At 68.1% G+C, this 17,639-nt stretch carries 12 protein-coding genes and 1 pseudogene; 4 read left to right on the forward strand and 9 right to left on the reverse strand.

What is annotated here, in order from left to right; genetic code table 11:
* Positions 1-283: 283 nt before the first annotated feature.
* Positions 284-412 carry a DUF6408 family protein gene (locus tag F9278_RS46995; protein ID WP_226966709.1) on the forward strand — a complete coding sequence of 43 codons (129 nt, stop codon included), beginning with the start codon at positions 284-286 and terminating at the stop codon, positions 410-412.
* 52 nt (positions 413-464) lie between these two features.
* On the opposite strand, the gene F9278_RS48685 is transcribed toward F9278_RS46995, so the two are convergent.
* The 3 genes and pseudogenes from F9278_RS48685 to F9278_RS12000 form a co-directional block, all read right to left on the reverse strand.
* Positions 465-950 carry a DNA/RNA helicase domain-containing protein gene (locus F9278_RS48685; RefSeq protein WP_404819008.1) on the reverse strand — a complete coding sequence of 162 codons (486 nt, stop codon included), beginning with the start codon at positions 948-950 and terminating at the stop codon, positions 465-467.
* A gap of 6 nt (positions 951-956) precedes the next feature.
* Positions 957-1,238 (reverse strand): annotated as a pseudogene (locus F9278_RS48690) (ATP-binding protein); the annotation flags it as partial.
* 212 nt (positions 1,239-1,450) lie between these two features.
* A complete protein-coding gene (locus F9278_RS12000; protein ID WP_226966710.1) occupies positions 1,451-6,913 on the reverse strand; it encodes a DUF3320 domain-containing protein in 5,463 nt (1,820 codons plus the stop codon).
* Between the two features lie 80 nt (positions 6,914-6,993).
* Here F9278_RS12000 and F9278_RS12005 point away from each other — a divergent pair.
* Positions 6,994-8,246 (forward strand): IS3 family transposase gene (locus tag F9278_RS12005; protein WP_152166439.1). Its coding sequence is split into 2 segments (ribosomal slippage): positions 6,994-7,276 and positions 7,276-8,246, totalling 1,254 coding nucleotides; the frame shifts between segments, so codons are not numbered across the junction.
* Here the strand turns inward: F9278_RS12005 and F9278_RS12010 are convergent.
* The 6 genes from F9278_RS12010 to F9278_RS12035 form a co-directional block, all read right to left on the reverse strand.
* Complete coding sequence (locus F9278_RS12010; protein WP_152168318.1) at positions 8,230-9,552, reverse strand: DUF4011 domain-containing protein; 1,323 nt, start codon at positions 9,550-9,552, stop codon at positions 8,230-8,232. The genes F9278_RS12005 and F9278_RS12010 overlap by 17 nt on opposite strands.
* 705 nt (positions 9,553-10,257) lie before the next feature.
* Complete coding sequence (locus F9278_RS12015) at positions 10,258-10,521, reverse strand: hypothetical protein (RefSeq protein ID WP_152168319.1); 264 nt, start codon at positions 10,519-10,521, stop codon at positions 10,258-10,260.
* A 216-nt stretch (positions 10,522-10,737) separates the two neighbouring features.
* Entirely contained in the window at positions 10,738-12,162 is a 1,425-nt protein-coding gene (locus tag F9278_RS12020) for a DUF6177 family protein (RefSeq protein ID WP_152168320.1), read from the reverse strand.
* Positions 12,159-13,025: an immunity 49 family protein gene (locus F9278_RS12025; protein WP_226966711.1), complete on the reverse strand. Its 867-nt coding sequence runs from the start codon at positions 13,023-13,025 to the stop codon at positions 12,159-12,161. The genes F9278_RS12020 and F9278_RS12025 overlap by 4 nt, the downstream gene beginning before the upstream one ends.
* Before the next feature lie 13 nt (positions 13,026-13,038).
* Positions 13,039-15,546, reverse strand: coding sequence for a hypothetical protein (locus F9278_RS12030; protein ID WP_152168321.1), 2,508 nt, complete (start codon positions 15,544-15,546; stop codon positions 13,039-13,041).
* A complete protein-coding gene (locus F9278_RS12035; protein ID WP_152168322.1) occupies positions 15,546-15,935 on the reverse strand; it encodes a DUF6507 family protein in 390 nt (129 codons plus the stop codon). The genes F9278_RS12030 and F9278_RS12035 overlap by 1 nt, the downstream gene beginning before the upstream one ends.
* 473 nt (positions 15,936-16,408) lie before the next feature.
* Between F9278_RS12035 and F9278_RS12040 the strand changes: the two genes are divergently transcribed.
* Positions 16,409-17,245 (forward strand): DUF6907 domain-containing protein, encoded by an 837-nt coding sequence (locus tag F9278_RS12040; protein ID WP_152168323.1) that lies wholly within the window; start codon positions 16,409-16,411, stop codon positions 17,243-17,245.
* Positions 17,242-17,592: a DUF6907 domain-containing protein gene (locus tag F9278_RS12045; protein WP_152168324.1), complete on the forward strand. Its 351-nt coding sequence runs from the start codon at positions 17,242-17,244 to the stop codon at positions 17,590-17,592. The genes F9278_RS12040 and F9278_RS12045 overlap by 4 nt, the downstream gene beginning before the upstream one ends.
* The last annotated feature ends 47 nt before the right edge of the window (positions 17,593-17,639 follow it).

The following is a 17,639-nucleotide window of genomic DNA, read 5'->3' on the forward strand; positions in this document are numbered from 1 at the left end:
CGACTCCGGTGACTTGTCGCGCATGGATCACGAATGTCCTGGAGCCCCGTGCGTCCCCTCGGAGGGCATCGCGCGTCCAAAATCGATCTGCGCCAACTGGCGCGTGCACTAACGTGGTTACCCGCTGCGCACCTTCCCGGAGGGTACGTCGGCGGTGTTCCAGGTGCCGGTTCTCGGCGATGAGCGACGAGTGGTCTCCACCGCGTGCTGTACGCGGTGTGACTGCGGATGCCCGGTAGGGCGATCCCTGCCATTCCCAGCTCACGCTCAGGAGTGGAAACCGATGAACCCCGTTGAGTACAGGCTTGCACGTCGTGACCGGATTCGTCAGATTCTGGTCGACGTCGCGGTGGGAGTCGTCATCAACGTGTTGATGGCGGCCATGACCGTGGCAGCACGCCTGGTCTTCTGACCGGCAGGTGGCGGGCCCGGAGAGCCCGCCACTCCACGTGCCGGTCCCCGCGTCAGAAGAGACGCAGCTCTCCGAGCGGGGTGTCCTTCTGACGCTTTCTACGGCGGCGCCGTCCTCGGCCGGGGCGGGGCAGGTGTGGTTGTCGCGCCTGCTCCGGCAGGTTCTCCCAGGTGGGTCTCAGACCGTGGATCTGGACGTCGCCGACGAGCCCCTTCAGGTACTCCCGGGTCTCCTCGTCCGTGGAGTAGAGCACGGTCGCCCTGCTCGCCCGGGTCATCAGCACGTGGTAGGCGTGCCGGACGAGGCGGGCGAACTCGTCGTCTTCCACGCTCTTCGGCTTCACCTTGGGATCGAACGACCCGGGATCGGCCACCCGCTTGACGCCCGCCTCCTTGTCCGCCTTCTCCTTGCCCCGGCGGAACACCCAGCGATCCCCCCGGCGCACCATGTCCTCGCCCATGATCACGCCGCACCAGTCCCACTCCAGGCCCTGCGCGGTGTACACGCAGCCGATCTGGCCGAGGCCGTTCTCGTGCACGGACCAGATCTTGGTCGGCTCCTGCGTGACCGGGTGCGAGCCGGCGAGGACGACGTCGGCACGCTTGCTGTTCAGCGGTAGCGCGTACTCCAGCATGACCTCGACGTCGCCCAGGCCTGCGTCGTTGAGCGCGGCTGTCAGAAGCGGGATGCTGCGCTCCCAGGAACGTGCCTCCGAGGCTCCGGGTCGATAGCCGTGCATGTGGACGAATTGCTCGGTGAGGTGCAGGAACAGCGAACCGTCGAGTGCCATGACGGCGACCGTTTTCGCGGACGCGCGGAACAGCAAGGACTTCCCCCAGGCAGCACGAAGAGACTCGTGCGGGTGGGGGCATGTCCTTCGAGACTCCACCGGGGTGGAGCGGAAGCCCGTCGGGCCGCGTTGACGATGTGTTTGAGGGTACCTGGCGGTACTGGCAGTCCTATCGGTGGACGGAGGCGTGGCAGCGGAAGCCGTGCCCGATCGCCCCTACCGACGAGGAAGGAACCCCTTGCAACGGATCAGGAACTCTCCGCAGGCATCAGGCCGCCCTCCGAATCGATCAAGTCCCCTGCGGCGATCAACGTGTCGATGTCGCCGGTCAGCGCATCCCGGATATCGGCTCCGAGGCGGGCCCAGCCGAAGAAACGAGCGGCCTCCCGCAGCAGGTCCTCGCGGTGCACGCCCGGTCCTTCGTCGACGACGCTCCTGAGCACGAGCTGCCGCTCCGCCGCAGGAACCTCCGCCACTCGTCGGGCGCACCGCTCAGTGGGTGTACGGGCGAACTCCGTCTGGTGGCCGGGCCTGTCGTACGCCGTACCGACGCGAACGATCTTGCCCTGCTTGAGCAGGCGGCGAAGGGCTCGGTCGATGCGGTCGCGGACCACCTGGCCGGCTCGTCCGAGGCCCCACGCGAGTCGGACCCGGGTATAGATCACGTCCTTCTCGACGGGCCCTTCCACGTCAACCACACACAGCGCCACGTCCGCCACCACGTCGAGGGCATCGGGGTCCTGCAACTCCGCGCCCCGCATGCCCCGCTGAATGCTCGACCTGTCCCGTACCTCTGCCAACAAGTCAGGATCGACATCCTGGTAGGGACGGCTCCAGGGCGCAGGGCCGGCGTCGACGGTCACGAACTCCACTCGCGGGGCCGCCGGACCACCAGCCGCTTCTCCAGGTTCTCCACTCCCGGTGCTCAGGGGGCCGTCCACGGCCTCCACCGTGCTGTCACGGTCGCCAAGGCCACCGTCACTGGCGTCCAACCTCACGGGCGGTGCCACTCGCACCGCATGCGGATCCTCCGCAGACGCCGCCTCCACCGCGGACCTCAGCCGTGCCATGGCGTCCCGCCGGTTCCGATACCAGTCCGTCCCCCAGATTCGGTGCAGCTTCCACCCCAGGTCGCGCAGGACCGCTTCCCTGAGCCGGTCGCGGTCCCGAGCCGCCCGCGAGGAGTGGTACATGGCGCCGTCGCACTCGATGCCGAGCGCGTACGTGCCGGGAGCGCCCGGGTGCCGTACCGCCATGTCGATGCGGAAACCGGCGACCCCGACCTGCGGCTGGACCTCGTATCCCCAGCCGCGCAGGACGTCGATGACCTCCTCTTCGAAGGGGCTCTCCGGTGCCGCTTCCGGATCGGCGGCCTCGGTCTGGAGGATCGCAGGACCGTGCTGGGCGTACCGCAGGTACCGCTTGAGGTGCTGCACGCTCTTGTTGTGGCTGTCCGGCAGATCGCCCCCGTGGAAGGAGGCGATGACCTCCATGCGGCGCCGGGCACGGGTCACGGCCACGTTGAGGCGTCGCCAGCCGCCCTCCCTGTTGATGGGGCCGAACGACGACAGCAGCTTGCCGCGGTGGTCGGGACCGTAGCCGATGGAGAGGATGATGACATCGCGTTCGTCGCCCTGGACGGTCTCGAGGTTCTTGATGAAGAAACCGTCGAGCCGGCCCTCCGTGAAGTGGTGGTCGAGGTCCGGGCGGGCCGCCCTCGCCTTCTGCACCGCCTCCTCGATGGCCTCCGCCTGCGCCTTCGACAGCGCGACCACGCCGAGGGTGTGCTCGGGGCGGGTGTCGAAGTGGTGGATGACGCGCTGGGCCACCTTCGCGGCCTCAAGGGGGTTGTCGCTGTTCCCGCCGCGGTCGTACACGCCGTCCGCCTTGATGAACTCCACCCCGATGTCCGGTCCCTGTTCCAGCGCGCCCGGGAACGTGACCATGGAGTTGTCGTAGAAGTCGTGGTTGCTGAAGGCGATCAGGTTCTCGTGCCGACTGCGGTAGTGCCAGCGCAGCGGCAGCCCACGCAGGACTCCGCTGGCCTTGCACATGTCGAGAATGGACTCGAAGCCGTCGGTGGCGTCCTCGTCCCACTCGTCGCCGTCGTCGCTGTCGCCGGCCGCGCTGAAGAACGAGGTCGGCGGCAGCTGCTTCTGGTCGCCCGCGACGATGAGGGCCTTGCCCCGGTAGACGGAGTTCACGGCGTCCTGAGGCAGCACCTGGGATGCCTCGTCGAAGACGACGACATCGAACTCGAAGTTCGGCGGCAAAAATTGACTGACCGTCAGCGGACTCATCATGAAGCAGGGCTTGACCAGCCGTACGACGTCGCGGGTCTGCTGCAGCAGGTGTCGTACGGGCATGTGACGACGCTGCTTCTCTGACTCGCGGCGGATCACGGCGGCCTGGCCCACCGTTGTCCGGCGAGGGCGGCGGGAGTTGCACGCGGCGATGACCTCGGCGTGTGCCGCCGCCACCAGGTCCTGGTCCGCCCTCTGGAAGCGCTCCACCAACTGGTCGCGTTCCACGGCCCGCATCGGCTTCAGCCTCGGGTCGGTGGCCAGTTGGTGCTCGACCCACGCGGTGAGCACCGCGCGTTCCATGGCGGCGGGGAAGTCCTCGGCAGAGGCCTCGCGGCGTGCGAGCTGGTCGGGGAGCCCGTCGAGGTGGTAGCGGCGTAGCAAGGTCAGTGCGTCGGCACAGCTGGTCCACGCTTCCGGGCCGAAGGGGTCGCGGTCGAGGCGGGACAGGACGGACTGGGCCGCGGTGAGGGGTGCGGCGAGTTCTCGTCGCAGCTCCTCAGCACGCTCGGGCTCGAAGTACCCGGCGAGTGCCTCGCGCCGACCGCTCCAGTCGTCGGCGCGGGCCGCGACGGACGGGTCGGCCGGCGCGGCCAGCATCAGCCGGGCGGCAGCCTGGGACAGGGCCGCGGAGTGGCCGCCGTGTGCGGTGCGACGAACCTTCTGAGCCCAGTCCAGGGCGTCCAGGATCGCGTCACGGTCTGTCTCGGTGCCCTGGTAGAGGGAACCGAGAAGGCTTCGGTGCGCGGCGTCGTTCTCCGCGAAGGAGGACGCGGCGGCGCGGGCGGAAACGACGGCGGCCACCGCTTCCCTGGCCCGCGACAGTGTGAGGTCCGTCCCCTCTTCTATGACGCGGGCGGTTGAGCGGAGGAGGTCGGCCGCGTCCTCGAAGGGCTCCACATGCGCGCGAAGCCAACTCGCCGCCCGTTCGAGGGGGCGGGCGGCAAGCGCTGTGCCGACCGTCGCGAAGTGGGGCTGCCCGGTGTACTCCTGCCAGAGGTCCAGGTCACGGCGGATCTGGTCCGTCTGCGCGAGGAGTTCACGCGGTTGGGGTCGGCCGTCGGCCAGTACCTCGGCGAGGCTGATCCGACGCGCTGGTTCCGTGAGCGTGTCAGGTGCGAGGCGGGCGATCAGCCGGGCGGAGTCCAGGGCGGCGCACAGTGCCTCGGTGCGGAGGTGCCCTTCAGCGGCATACCGGCCCAGCGACTCGCGCTGTTGCTCCGTGGCGTACGGGCCCGGTTGCTGTCGCGTCAGGTCGAGGCCTCGACGCAGGAGCAGTCCTATGTGCTCGTAGCCCGTCACACTGTTGGGCGCGGCATCGTGCAGGTCGTCCGCCTGCGTGTCGAGGCCCCGGTACCAGGGACCGAGAAGGCTGCGGTCGGTCACCGCCCAGGCGTCGAACGCGGCGGTCTCCTTCTGTGCCGCGTGCGCGACCGTGACCGCCGTACGCGCGGAGGCGAGCGTGTGCTCGGAGCCGGGGCCGTGATCCCGGCGACCGACCAAGGCCACGGTATCCAGCAGCGCGACGGCCTGTCGCAACGGGGTGAGGTGGGCGCGCAGCCAGCGGGCGTCGCCGCCGAGCGGCTGCTTGGTCAGCTCGGCCGCATGCGGTGCCAGCGACGGACCGTCCAGATCCCTTCGCCACGTGGCGAGATGGCTGCGCAGTGCTGTGCCCTGCTCGACAAGTGCGGGTTGCGGCTCCCGGCCGTCGGCGAGGTGAGTGGCGAGCAGACTCCGACGGTAGGGGTCGGCGACGGTTTCCGGCGCGAGTGCGTGGACCGCCTCGGCGTGCGCGAGTGCCTTGCGCAGTGCCGGTACATCGGGCAACCGTGTGCCCCGATGGCGGCCGATCAGCTCGGCATGGGTCGTGGCCAGCGACCGCAGCTTGCGGTGAGCGGCGCACCATGCGTCGGCGAGTGGCAGCCGGTCGTACAGCTCTCCGCGCCACGAGCCGCCGTGTGTCAGCCGGGCCACGAGCTTCCGGTCGGCCCGGATGCCACTGGACAGCATGCCGACGAGTCCCTGGCGTCCTTCCAGGAGCCGGTGAACCGCATCGGGCAGTTCTGGTGTGGAGACGACTTCGGGCAGGAAGGTGTCGCGCGCCGCCTCCTCGGCGGCAGCCAGGTCTTCGGCGGCCGAGGAGATCTCCGCGACGGCTGCCCGGACACCGGGAAGCGCCCGTGGATCGAGCCATGCCTCGAGTGCGCGGTCCGAGGCTGTGGCCAGTTCCACAAGCGTGGCCAGGTCGTCCGCCTCGGATGTCACCTGCGGCCGGTCACAGCCGAGGCGCTCGGCCACCGAGTCGGCGTGCTCGGCCGCCAACTCGAGCGCATCGGCGAGCGTGTCGAATCGCTCGGCCAGCTCCGCGGCCTCACGGCGGGTCAACGACGCGATGTCGACACCAGGCGGTTCCAGCACGGCGAGCGCCTGCTCGTTGGCCGGTCGCTCGGTGCTCACTTCCGGACGCAGTTCGGCCCACCCCGGGCCCGCGTGATCCGTCGCGAGGGCCCGGGCGGAGAGCACCTGGTTCCGTCGTGTGAAGAAGTCACTCAGTGCGTCGGCGACGACCCCTACCGCCGCGGCCTCGGCCTGCGCGGGGCCTTGAGCGACCAACCACTGTGCAAGTGGGCGGTGTTCGGTACCGGCCACGGCGATCACGTCACACAGATGACGTGCTTCCTCGGGGGTGCTGGAATGCGTGAGCCCGACGAGTTGGCTGACACGGGCAACGCTCTGCAGGGTCCGCTCCAGCACACCAGCGGTCGCGTCGAACTCCTGGGCGAACTGTCGCGCTCGCCCCTCCGTGAGTCCGGCAAGGTCGAGGCCTCGCGGCGCCATCGCCGGTAGGGTCTTCTCGGCCTCCCCCGGCTCAGCCTTCAGCCTGGTGGACAGTTCCTGCCACCGCTCGCCCACCGTGGCGCGGACGACATCACCCGTACGCTGCACCTTGCGCAGCTCCGCCAGGAAAGCGTCGACCCGGTCGTCCACCTCGTCGGCGAAGGCATCCGTGGTCAGCCAGGCCTCCGGCACGGCACTCCGCACCTCCAGGAGCCGTAGCAGCAGGATCAGACGGTCGATTCCGCTCTGATCCGTAAGGGGTGCTCCTTCGAGCGTGAGATCCCGGTACCGGTCGGCCGCTGTCGCGAGCGCGTCCCGCGCCGCCTGGGCCTGCTCCAGCACGGGACGGGGATGCGGCAGGTCGGCCTGTAGGTCGCGCCAGGGAAACGACGGATCGGCGACCGCGTCCCAGGCATCGGAGATGACTTTCGTCGCCTCGACGATCAGGCGCAGGTCCTCGTCACTGAGCGTCTCGGCACGAAACGCCGCTTCTGCCCCCGTACGGGTGTCGTCACCATGGCTCAGGTAGGCCACCGGCGCCTCGGACAGCCGGCCGACCCGGCCAAGCACATCGTGCAGGGTCCGTCCCAGCGGGTCTCGTGAATCGCCCCGGCTCGAATGGAGACTCGATTTCATGAAAGGATCGAGTCATGGCACGACCTTCCCGTTACCCGCTTGAGCTCCGCCGTCGTGCGGTGCGCATGGTCGCCGAGGTGCGCGACGGCTATCCGACCGAGACGGCCGCCTTGCAGGCGGTGGCAGAGAAGCTCGACATCGGCTCGCGCGAGACGCTGCGGAACTGGGTGAAGCAGCACGAGATCGACGGTGGCCAGCGTCCGGGGATGACGACGGAGGAGTCCGCCCAGCTCAAGGCGTTGAAGAAGGAGAACGCCGAACTCAAGCGGGCCAACGAGATCCTGAAGGCCGCGGCGAGTTTCTTCGCGGCCGAGCTCGACCGGCCACACACACGCTCGTAGCGTTCATCGACGAGCACCGGGACCGCTTCGGCGGCGTCGAGCCGATCTGCAGGACGCTCACCGAGCACGACTGCAAGATCGCCCCTTCCACGTATTACGCCCACAAGAAACGCCTTGAAACTCCCTCCGCCCGTTCCGTGCGCGATGAGGAACTCAAAGAACGGATCCAGGAGGTCTACACGTCCAACTACCGTGTCTACGGGGCCCGGAAGATATGGCGCGAGCTGAACCGGCAGGGACATATGGTGGCCCGCTGCACCATCGAGCGTCTGATGCGCGAACTCGGCATCACCGGCGCCGTCCGCGGCAGGAAGGTGATCACGACGATCACCGATCCGGCCGCCGGGCGGGCCCCGGACCTTCTCGACCGCGACTTCGTCGCCCGTGCCCCGAACCGCTGCTGGGTCGCCGACTTCACGCATGTCGCCGCCTGGAGCGGTGTCGTCTACGTCGCCTTCGTCGTGGACACGTTCTCCCGGCGCATCGTCGGCTGGTCCGCCTCCGCCTCCAAGGAGACCCAACTCGTCCTGGATGCACTGGAGATGGCCCTGTGGCAGCGTGACCGCGAGGACCGCCGGCACACTCCGGGGCAGCTGATCCACCACTCCGATGCCGGGTCGCAGTACACGTCGTTCCGCCTCGCCGAACACCTCGACGCGGCCGGCATCGCGGCGAGTATTGGATCAGTCGGGGATGCGTACGACAACGCCCTGATGGAGTCGACGATCGGCCTGTACAAGACCGAGCTGATCAAACCCCAGCGTCCCTGGAAGTCGCTCTCCCAGGTCGAGTTGGCCACCGCCGAGTGGGCCGACTGGTACAACCACCGCCGACTCCACGGTGAGATAGGCCACGTTCCACCCGCCGAGTACGAGGCCAATCACTACAAGGAATCCACGAAACCCCAGGTCACAACCACAATCTGAGATCTCTACCGAACCCGGGGCGGTTCACTCGGACCTCGTTCATCGCTTCGGCGTAGGCGCTGAGCGCGAGGCGCAGTTCCCTGGCCTGGGCCAGGGTCTGCTGTGACAGCTGCGGGGCGCGCGGCTCCTCCGCGAGCACCCGCCCCAGTTCCTGGGCCACTGCCTTGCGGCTGGTGTTGTGGCTGTGCAGGGCAAGGGCGTACGAGTCGAGTCCGACCGACTTCAGCCGGTCGAGAACGACGTCGAGGGCCGCCGCCTTCTCACTGACGAACAACACACTGCGGCCCGCGTGCATCAGACCGGCGATCATGTTCGTGATCGTCTGGCTCTTGCCGGTGCCCGGCGGGCCGTCCAGGACGAACGACCGTCCGGCCACGGCCGCGGCGACGGCCTGCCGCTGCGAGGCGTCGGCGTCGAGCACCAGCGGACTGTCCTCGGGCGGGCTCAGTTCGTCGATCCGGTCCAGCTCGATCGCCTCGAAGTCGAAACGGTCGGAGGCGAGTCCGGAGTTCGGCCCGAGAGCCATCGCCCTTACCAAATCACTGCCGAGGACGCGGTCCTCGTTGTCCAGCAGATCCTGATACATCGACTCCTTGTGGGAGGCGAAGAGTGCGAGCACCACACGGTCGGAGATCTGCCATCCGGCCTTGCCCGCCACCGCGCGAGCCGCAGCGGAGAGCACGGCCCGCAGGTCCGAGGGGTCCTGTTCGCCAACCGACGTCCAGTCGATATGGAATTGCTCCAGCTTCACCTTCAGGGCCGGGTTGAGGCGCGGTTCCTCGTCGTCGCTCGCCCTGAGGCGGATCCGGCCGTTGCGCGCACGCTCGATGACCACCGGCATCAGGACCAGGGGGGCGTCGCTGCCCGTCTCGGCTCCGTCCTCACGCCAGCGGAGCATGCCGACGCCAAGGTTCAGGGTCCACAGGCCGTAGTCGTTGAAGATCTGGGTCGCCTTGGCGCGAAGGCTGTTCAACGCACGCAGGAGAGAAGGCGCGGTGGCCTTCTGGGTGACGATTCCGTCGCCGCGGTCGCCCTTCTTGGCGAGGAGCACATCGCCGGGTCGCGTACCCTCGCCGACCTCCGGTTCCTCGTCCGGGAGCGGCGCGAAGTCCCAGCCGCGAGCCAGGCCCTCGACGAGGTCCTGTGCGGACGGGGTCGAGATCTCAAGTGTCGCCGACTTGGTGTGGCGAAAATTGAGCAGCCGATTACGCCCGCTCAGGTCCACCAGAGAGGTGCGCCAGTTCTCAAGCATCGCCTTGAGGCGGTCGAGCTCCTGGCTGCCCCCGAAGTCACCCGAGTTCGTCACGCTGGTCCCTGATGTTGTCGCTTCTGGGCCGACGGAGCACCGGCGTCGGCAGCAGTCCCCCTTGGCCGCCAACGCAAAGCGCGGCCACCGAAGTCCGTACTGTCCTGGTGGCCGCACAAGTCCCGCTGATCCCCCTGAATGCGGAATTCTACGGTCAGTTCACCAATGCGTGAAGCCTTAACTACGGAACGGTTCTCTCGGTGGTCGCGCAGCCTCGGCATGCCGGTCGAACCGACGTCGTCTGCAAGTGCGCGGAAGGCGATCAGACACTCCACGTCGAGGTCGACCAGCAGCACGCCGAACGCGTCAGCCAACGTTGCCCCCGTCCGCTACGGGCCTCAGCCCTTTCAGGCAACGGCGACTGTGTCTCCTCCATGAGCCGGCGGCAGGCAGCAGGGTCACGACCGGAGGGGCCCGCGCGGGAGTTTGCCGATCGGCTTGGTGCACAGGTCGCCTGTGTTCATCGCCAAGAGGGACTGCGTGCTGTGCTCGGGCGGCGCTATTGACGTACGGCGGTACACCCGGCCGCCGGGCTGCCATTGCCGCCTCCTCCCTCACGGACTACGGACCGCGGACCGGCTCGCGGAGCCGGTCCGGGCCGAGGGAGACGGGCGCCCCCGCGCACCTTGCTGCTGGACGCCCTGCTCAACGGCGCCTGCCGCAGCCCGGATCCGGAGCGGCCTCGGACTGCGGATCCGGAGCGGATCAGTACCGCCGTAGCAACGCTCGGCGCCGCCGTCGGCTCCGCCACGCCATGGCCCCGCCCACCACCACCAGGCCCGCGGTCAGCGAGGTGAGAAGGGCTGTCGTGGCCACGCTGATGGCACTGACTCCGTCGCCCCGTGCCTCGGTCGTGGCGGACGACGGAACGAGGTGCTGGCCGAACGCCGATGCCTCGGAGGTACTGCCGCCCAGCCATGTGCAGTTCGTGATCGATTTCGCGCTCCGGGCAGCTCGCGCTGACGGCATTCACGCCATGATGGAAGCCGACGCGGAGATGAACTGGCAGGCCTCTCTGGATCGGGGGAGGCGGGCTGAACGACGGGACTGGACCGGGGGCGCCAACGTATCCGGGGACGATGAGTCCCCTGCCGATGAGACGGAACCACCGACAATGGAGCGTGACCAACACGCGCACCGGAAGTGACGGCCGACTGGAGGAGGCTCATTCCTCATCAGGCCGATTCACCCCGCTCCAGGAGCGGCCTTGAGGTGGGTGGTGAGATCTTGGAGCGCGGTCCACGCGCCGGAGTCGGTTCCGTCACTCAGGAGGTAGTGCAGGGCGGGGTGCGCGTGTGTGCCGAGTTGTCGCGGGCGCAGGGCGAGGGGTGGTCGTCGGGCGTGGGTGAGGCCGATGGCGTTGACGTCTCGGACGCCGAGGGTGAAGGACACCGGGATGGGCGGGGCCTCCAGACGCGGGGTCAGCGTCAGGTCCGCGCGCGCTGCTCGGAGCGTGGTGAGCATCGACACCAGGCCGTGCTCGTCGACCAGCGCGGCGGCGAGGGATTCGATGGCGTCCAGAGGGACGTCCGCAGCGGACGTGTATCCGAGGGTGAGCGTGATGTCCTGGGCGACGCCAGCCTTCGTACGCGCTGTGCGGAGTGTGGCGATGGACGGAGGATCCGCTGCGCCGATCGCGACCAGGTGGGTCGGAGCAGGTGACCTGTCGCGGGCCAGATCCGTCAACTGGCGCGGTGACCACGGCAGGTTGACCGGCTCTGCCGTGCTCCACCCCACCGGCGCCGAGCCCGTCAGGTGGCGCCAGGCGGTCTCCAGGCCGCGGCCGAGGACCAGGTCGGCGGTGGGGGCGTGGAGCGTGCGGAACGTGAGGGTCAGCTGGCGTTCCGGGGTGGGCTCGGTGTGCCGGGTGAACGCGGCGGCGACCGTGGTGCCGGTCGGGAGGAACGTGCCCTGCTGCCAGGCAAGAGGGACACCGGACAGGCCGTCGTAGTAACCGCCGGCCGGGTCCTGGACCACCCACCGGTTGGGGGCGCCCCGCAGCGCCGTGCGCAGGGGGAGAGTGAGCCGGGCCTGGAGCGGGGTGACCAGGTGCAGGGCTCGGTTGGTGGCGCTCGTGGTGCGCAGGACGTCGGAGAGCCAGGTGGTGAAGGCGAGGACGGGGCGGTCGGAGATGACGACCGCCGTGGAGTCGGTCAGGACGTCGACCGAGGGAACGGTGGGAGCGGAGGGGGCGACGACCTCCTGTGCGTCATCGGCCGACTGGTCCTGCGGGATGGCCACCACGCGTGTCGTACTTGCGGCGCGTGGCCAGACTGTCCCGCCGAGCAGCGTGGTCAGGCGTCCGCACAACGATTCAGCGAGAGCTTCTGCTTCGGGTACCGAGGTCGAGGCGCGGGTCTCGGTCCACCAGTACGGCGGCGGTGGCGCTGACACATCGGGGCCGAGGAGGCGTTCCGCTTCGCCGGGTATGTGGACCAGGAGCGGCGCCTCGACGGAGACCAGCGGACGGCCGACGCTTGTGCACAGCTGAAGGACGCCGCCGTCACCGGTAGAGGTCAGCCCCAGGTCGAGGCCGCCTGCTGAGAGGCCGGCGATCAAGGAGCGGGTGTCCGGCATCTTCGGGGTGAGGGCTATGACGTCTTTGGTCACGTCGGGAACTCGCCCACCCAGGAACGTTCGAGGAGGTGCTTGGGCAGGTACGCGGATTCGACGTCGACCGGGATGTCCGCGTCGAACGCCATGCAGGCGACGGCCAATGGGGCCAGAGCCACCAGGCCTTCGCTGCTCTTCGACCGTGTCTCGTTCTCGGTCCAGTACTCGCGATGCCAGGTGAGTGCTTCCGCAAGAGCGGTGTTGAACGGCTCCGGCTCCTGCCGCTGGTAGCGGTGGAAGATCTCCAGCGGCGGGTAGAGAATTTTCAGCATCAGTTCGGCACTGGCGATGTGGGGGGCTTCGGGGTCCGTCCCGTCAATCGCGGCGGCCAGGGTGTTCCAGGTTTCCGGGCGGCCGAACCAGGCATTTTGCAGGGTCTCCACCCAGGCGTAGATGTACTCGTCGAACTCCACACCTGATGCGCGCAGGAAGGAGACGGGTACACGGGCGAGTTGGTCGAGACGCTCGTTCTCCCGGCAGATCACCGCCAAGTAGTACGTGGTGAGCCAGTTGCCGGCGTGCAGATATTCCTGCGGGCCGGTTGCCGGAAGGTTCTTGATCTCACCTTTTCCTCCGATACGGCATGGGACAGGGCCTTCCGCAGCCGCTCCAGAGATGAACAGGCCCGATCCGACCTGCATCGCGGTGACCCAGGTCTCCCACGTCGAAAATTCCTCGCCCGAGGGATCCGTCAGGCAGTTCCATTTGGCGACAGTCAGTGAATAGTCCAAGGCGTCGAAGCGGTCGAACTCTGATGTTTCGAGTTCAGCAAGTGCTTCGTCGTTGCTTTGGACGATCGGCGCCATGGCTTCGGCCACGTTGTCCACGGGGAAGTCGTGACGGGGAATATGGATGACCACGCGCCCCTCCTTCTCAGTTGATTTTCATGTGTTCGATCACGACGCCAGCATAGAGGGTGCCGTCCGGCTCCTGGACCTTGACCAGGACGTACTGCAACTTCCTGTCCTTGAGCGCCTGTCTGAACTCTCGCGCGAGTTCGGCGTCCCGACCGCCACGTTTCGTCATCTCGCCCAGGATGGTCCGCAGGTACAGATGCGTTCCCTGCTTCACTCGCATACCGGCCGCCCCGCCGTCGTCGCCGACGTGCGGTCGCGCAGGATCCTCGGGGTCGGCCCGTCCCTGTCGCCATTGGAGATCGTTTCCCGGCGCCTTGTCCTCAACGATGAGGATCTTTTCGTCCTCAAGCCTGTATGCGCCATCAAACATGTGGGCCCCGGTGGGCGTCTTCGGGAGGTCGATCTCCTGAGCGTCCGGGAACTCGCGTCGAATGGCGTGGAGCCTGGAGGCGTCCTCACCCAGCTTCTCGGAGATCTTGCTGTTCGGAGGCACGTCTCCGAGCTGTTTGCCATAGGCCTTTTGAGCAGCGGCAAGGGCCTCGCGGTTCGATGCCGAGGGCGTCTCGTCGAAGGCCTTCTGCGCGTTCATGAGGTCCATATAGGCGCGACGGTCGGCGGTCCTTCTGTCGAGCCTCGGAAGAACGTCGTCGGGGGCGGTACTCCGCGGAAGCGGCTTCGCGCCGAACCGGGTTTCGGACGGACCACTCGGCAGGTCGTGCTTGGCCACGAAGCGCCCTTGCGCATCCTTCGCGAGCTGGGGAAGTTCGACGCCGTCCACCAGCCCGATATGGGGTCTCCTGCGTCCGAGGGTGTCGTAGTGCTTCTTGCGCCACTCGGGGTCTTCGTTGGCCTTCCGGACATGCTCGTCCTGGATGGCCTTGCGCTCGGCCGGAGTCAGCTTCCGCTGTCCTTCGTCCCGGGAGCCGTCGCCGTCCGCCCGATCCGCCCGATGCTCATCGGTTCCTGCCGGCCGCGTGACGCGGTCATGCGGCCCGCCATGTCCAGGACCGGAACCGGTTGGGGTCCCCCTGCCCGTGCCCGGTCCGTCTCCCGAACCATGCCCAACACCGTTCCCTGCGGCGCGCTCGCCCGTCCGGCCCACGTCGGCGACGGAATTCGTCCCCGCGTAAGCACCGACGAGTTCAGGCTCCCGGCTTCCTGTCACCGGGGCGCGGGACGTGGAGTCGTCCCCGGCGCGGGCGGCGGCCGACGGCTCGGCCTTGGCCTGGGAGGCGTGCTGGTGAAGGGTGCCGTCGGCGTTGAGCAGGTGGCCCTTGTCGGTGAGGTAGACGACCCTTCCGGTCGCGTCGTCGACGTACGGGATCGCGTTGTCGGGAACCTTGGGCGACCAGAGGGCATCGCCTCGTTCGAGGAGGTCGAGTGTGGCCCCAGAGTCCAGTCTCTTCAATGTGCTGAAGGCGTCCCCGACCTTGACGTACGCGAACTTGCCCGCCTTGCCGACATACGTGAACGGGTCGACAGCCCGGCCAACCTTGCCCACCACCGACACAGCGCGAGCCGCCGCACCGGTACGACCGGCGCCGGTGGCCGCCGCGCCCGCCCCTTCGGTGCCCAGCAGGCCAAGGACGTTAAAGCTGACGGTGCCAGCCGCGCGGGCTGGGTTGCTCTCCCACGTGTCCCAGGCGACGAAGCCCTTGACAGTCTGCTTGTAGGTGGTGCGGGAGTCGCGCAGCCACGAGGGGAGTTTGTCGTCGGGCACCAGCCACCAGGTGCCGAGGGTGGCGCTGGTCAGGAAGGAGGCCGTGCCGAGCTTGGCCAGGCCCGTCCACGCCTCGCCCGCCGCGTCCGAACCGTCCGCGCCGAACAGGGTGCCCACGCCGTGGACCGTGCCCATCACACCGTCGGTCCAGAAACCGTCCCAGACCTGCCCGGACGTGTGCGTGAACCAGTCCCAGCCCTCGTACTCCTGCTCGACCGCCGAACCCCACGGGGTCTCCCCGGCGTGATCGAGATCCTCGGCGCGGTAGCCGTACATGTTCTCGCCGTGCGAGCCGTCGTCGACGGTGAGCGTGGTGCCGCCGACGAGGGCGGTGATCTTGTTGTGGCAGGCGCGTTCGGCGGCCTGGAAGGCGGCGACGGTGTGGTTGACGTCGTGCCACAGGTCGTTGTTGGTGTCGACCTTGTCCTTGTCCTTGCGCCAGTCGTCATCCCCCACGACCGAGTCCACGAACGTCCGTGCATCCGCTTTGAGCGTGGCCAACTTCTCCACCAGCGGCCTGACTTCGACGCCGTACTCGTCCAGCGCCCCGGCGACCTTCTCCAGATCGTCCGCGAACGCGTCCGCCTTCGCCTTCACCGGCTGCGTCGAGGAGAACAGGTCATGGGCCTCCGGGGCACGGTAGAAGGCCGACAAGCCCTGGAAGGCGGTGTGCAGATCAGCGCCCGAAGCCCGGAACTGACCCGCGTTGGCGTACAGCAGCATCACGTCAACGCCCAGCGTGGGCAGATCCCCGAGGAACTGCGGTATCCCGGAGGGGTCGATCAGGTTCGCCTCATCGGCCATCACTGACCCTTGGCCGACGCATCGACACCAGGCAGCTCGACCTTTGGTTCCTTGGCCGCTTCACTCTGTGCGTTGGCCGCCAGAGTCAGGTCGCCCTCGACATAATGCCCGGTGGCCTCCGCAGCCCCACTCAGCGACCTGGACGCCCGCTCGGCGATATAGAGCAGGTCACGGCTCCACTGCTGCAGAAACTCCCCCAGCGCCGCGCCCACCACGCCAACGGTGCTGGTGTAGGGCCCGTACTGACTGGTGATCATCCCCGCCGCCGAGGCGGCCTCCTCCAGGTTGCCCTGCATCGCCGAACCCGCCTCCGACAGGTTCTTCCCATGCGTACCCGACGTCTCCAGAACACCGCGCACCCCGACCGGGTCTATGTCCCACCCCGTCACACCGCTCTCCCAACCCCCGTACACGCCAAGAGCCACCCGATACAGAGCGTCAGCCCCTGCCGCCGCACCGACTGTCCCGACAAGACGAACGTCTCATCGATCATCGAACATGCTCTCGCGTACGCCACTGCGGACACAACATCGTGCTGCGGCATGAGGCTGGAACCAGTCACTTCACAGGGCGAGAACGGGCGCCTGCTCGCCCCCCTTCAACCGAAGCGTCGCCACTACTTCGCCGACATCACGTTGTCTACACAGCGCCCCACCGTGCTCCGCTTCGCCGCAAAAGCCGCGCAGTGTACCGCCGAGCAGCCAGTTCTGAGGCAAGTGCCGCCCGAACGGAGAGGCAGGTGCCTGACCTTGGCGAGGCTGGGCGACCACGAGGACCGAAGCAGCAGAACAGCCGTGCATTCGACAGTCGCGCCCACAGGCCAACATCTCTGCCCCAGCCTTTCTGCAACAAGGAGAGAAGCGTGAGCATCATCGCGACAACAGCTACTGAGAGCGACGAGGACTTCCCCGCCAGGGCCCTCCAACTTGCCGACGCCCCCTCGATGCCCCGGACCGAGGCAAGCCTCGAGCCCAGTGACCGGCAGCCGTGCACTGTCCACCCGGACTGGTGCACAGAAACCGGCAACCACTACGACCACTTCGGAACCCTGCACACCGTCAAGGGCAATGACGGCCGGGAGCTGCTGAATGCGCACCTTCTGGATCTGTCTGGTTCGAAGCCGATCATCGGTCTGGGCGACACGGACACTACTGCGGCCGAGGCCCGCGTCAAGGCGACGGAGCTTCGCAGGTTCGCCGACGAGCTCGAGACCCTCGCGGACAAGGTGGAGGTCTCCGCCAGCCACGAGCCATCGGGCACTCCGCAGATGACCGCCTGCCCCGCCGGCGTCTCGTTCTGCGATGGAAACCCCAGGGAGCACGAGGACCCGCGCGAACACCTTCACCACGGCCCGCTAACCGCCATGGGTGCTCACCGCCCTTACGCCTGTCAGCGCAGGGACGGCATCATGGCGTTCCAATTGTCCCAGGTAGACGACGAAACGCCCGGCCTGGACTTCGTGGCCGGCGGCGACTGGCCGACGCTCGACCTCGGAGAGGTCGACGAACTGATCAGCGACATGAGCGCGCACCTGGCGAAGCTCCGGGCCGCACGTACGCAGCTCGCGTGCCTGGTATCCGGGCGGACCGGCGAGACGGCCGCAGCGCTTGACCGCACCTGGATGTACGCGACAGATACGGCACCCGGCACACCGTCACCTGCCCGTCCTGGTGCACGACGGACCACACCTTTGAAATGAAGGGCAAGCCCCACCCGGCCGACGTACACCACCAGATGTACGGCGCTGTGGCCTCTGCCGAATACACCGAGGCCTACGAGGAGTACGAGTCCTGGCAGGTGCTCTGCGCCCACCTCGCCGTAAGCCCGGACTCGACAGTCAGCCCGGCCCACCGAGTCCCGCACGTACAGGTCGAAGTAGCCGCCGACATGTACACCCGCCCGATGGGTCCGGACCAGCTGGCCGAGTTCATCGAAACGGTGGCCGGGCAGCTGGAAGAACTTCGCGCCATGCACCCCCGGCTCACCGCAGCCCGCGCCGAATGGGCCGCGCGGAACGACACGACGGCCGACGCAGAGGCCGCGTAACCCCGCCGGGCCAGGACCGCCACGATGCCCGCGGCTCCAGCGCCATG

It is taken from the genome of Streptomyces phaeolivaceus, assembly GCF_009184865.1.
GTDB classification, from domain to species: Bacteria; Actinomycetota; Actinomycetes; order Streptomycetales; family Streptomycetaceae; genus Streptomyces; species Streptomyces phaeolivaceus.

Coding starts and splice junctions, on each gene's coding strand:
- F9278_RS12015 (WP_152168319.1), bottom strand. CDS start 10,521: ATGCCGTCAGCGCGAGCTGCCCGGAGCGCGAAATCGATCACGAACTGC.
- F9278_RS12045 (WP_152168324.1), top strand. CDS start 17,242: ATGAAGGGCAAGCCCCACCCGGCCGACGTACACCACCAGATGTACGGC.
- F9278_RS12030 (WP_152168321.1), bottom strand. CDS start 15,546: ATGGCCGATGAGGCGAACCTGATCGACCCCTCCGGGATACCGCAGTTC.
- F9278_RS46995 (WP_226966709.1), top strand. CDS start 284: ATGAACCCCGTTGAGTACAGGCTTGCACGTCGTGACCGGATTCGTCAG.